Origin of the sequence: Kluyvera genomosp. 2 (assembly GCF_036759865.1) — a bacterium.
In the GTDB taxonomy this organism is placed as follows: Bacteria; Pseudomonadota; Gammaproteobacteria; order Enterobacterales; family Enterobacteriaceae; genus Kluyvera; species Kluyvera ascorbata_B.
Genome location: NZ_JAPKIA010000041.1, coordinates 1 through 1,951 on the forward strand (window position 1 = coordinate 1; position 1,951 = coordinate 1,951).

Here is a 1,951-nt window from a genome sequence, read left to right on the forward strand (position 1 = left end):
TCATCTTCGGGGGTAGAGCACTGTTTCGGCTAGGGGGTCATCCCGACTTACCAACCCGATGCAAACTGCGAATACCGAAGAATGTTATCACGGGAGACACACGGCGGGTGCTAACGTCCGTCGTGAAGAGGGAAACAACCCAGACCGCCAGCTAAGGTCCCAAAGTCACAGTTAAGTGGGAAACGATGTGGGAAGGCTCAGACAGCCAGGATGTTGGCTTAGAAGCAGCCATCATTTAAAGAAAGCGTAATAGCTCACTGGTCGAGTCGGCCTGCGCGGAAGATGTAACGGGGCTAAACTGTGCACCGAAGCTGCGGCAGCGACGCTTATGCGTTGTTGGGTAGGGGAGCGTTCTGTAAGCCGTTGAAGGTGTCCTGTGAGGGGTGCTGGAGGTATCAGAAGTGCGAATGCTGACATAAGTAACGATAATGCGGGTGAAAAACCCGCACGCCGGAAGACCAAGGGTTCCTGTCCAACGTTAATCGGGGCAGGGTGAGTCGACCCCTAAGGCGAGGCCGAAAGGCGTAGTCGATGGGAAACAGGTTAATATTCCTGTACTTGGTGTTACTGCGAAGGGGGGACGGAGAAGGCTATGTTAGCCGGGCGACGGTTGTCCCGGTTTAAGCATGTAGGCGGAGAGTTTAGGTAAATCCGGACTCTTTTTAACGCTGAGGTGTGATGACGAGGCACTACGGTGCTGAAGTAACAAATGCCCTGCTTCCAGGAAAAGCCTCTAAGCATCAGGTAACATCAAATCGTACCCCAAACCGACACAGGTGGTCAGGTAGAGAATACCAAGGCGCTTGAGAGAACTCGGGTGAAGGAACTAGGCAAAATGGTGCCGTAACTTCGGGAGAAGGCACGCTGATATGTAGGTGAAGTGGTTTACCCATGGAGCTGAAATCAGTCGAAGATACCAGCTGGCTGCAACTGTTTATTAAAAACACAGCACTGTGCAAACACGAAAGTGGACGTATACGGTGTGACGCCTGCCCGGTGCCGGAAGGTTAATTGATGGGGTTAGCGGCAACGCGAAGCTCTTGATCGAAGCCCCGGTAAACGGCGGCCGTAACTATAACGGTCCTAAGGTAGCGAAATTCCTTGTCGGGTAAGTTCCGACCTGCACGAATGGCGTAATGATGGCCAGGCTGTCTCCACCCGAGACTCAGTGAAATTGAACTCGCTGTGAAGATGCAGTGTACCCGCGGCAAGACGGAAAGACCCCGTGAACCTTTACTATAGCTTGACACTGAACACTGGTCCTTGATGTGTAGGATAGGTGGGAGGCTTTGAAGCGCGGACGCCAGTTCGTGTGGAGCCAACCTTGAAATACCACCCTTTAATGGCTGGTGTTCTAACGTAGACCCGTGATCCGGGTTGCGGACAGTGTCTGGTGGGTAGTTTGACTGGGGCGGTCTCCTCCTAAAGAGTAACGGAGGAGCACGAAGGTTAGCTAATCCTGGTCGGACATCAGGAGGTTAGTGCAAAGGCATAAGCTAGCTTGACTGCGAGAGTGACGGCTCGAGCAGGTGCGAAAGCAGGTCTTAGTGATCCGGTGGTTCTGAATGGAAGGGCCATCGCTCAACGGATAAAAGGTACTCCGGGGATAACAGGCTGATACCGCCCAAGAGTTCATATCGACGGCGGTGTTTGGCACCTCGATGTCGGCTCATCACATCCTGGGGCTGAAGTAGGTCCCAAGGGTATGGCTGTTCGCCATTTAAAGTGGTACGCGAGCTGGGTTTAGAACGTCGTGAGACAGTTCGGTCCCTATCTGCCGTGGGCGCTGGAGAATTGAGGGGGGCTGCTCCTAGTACGAGAGGACCGGAGTGGACGCATCACTGGTGTTCGGGTTGTCATGCCAATGGCATTGCCCGGTAGCTAAATGCGGAAGAGATAAGTGCTGAAAGCATCTAAGCACGAAACTTGCCCCGAGATGAGTTCTCCCTGA

Annotated in this window: 1 rRNA gene; it reads left to right on the forward strand. The window is 53.5% G+C overall.

Annotated elements, in window-relative coordinates:
- Window positions 1–1,951, forward strand: a 23S ribosomal RNA gene (locus V6942_RS23335); the annotation flags it as partial.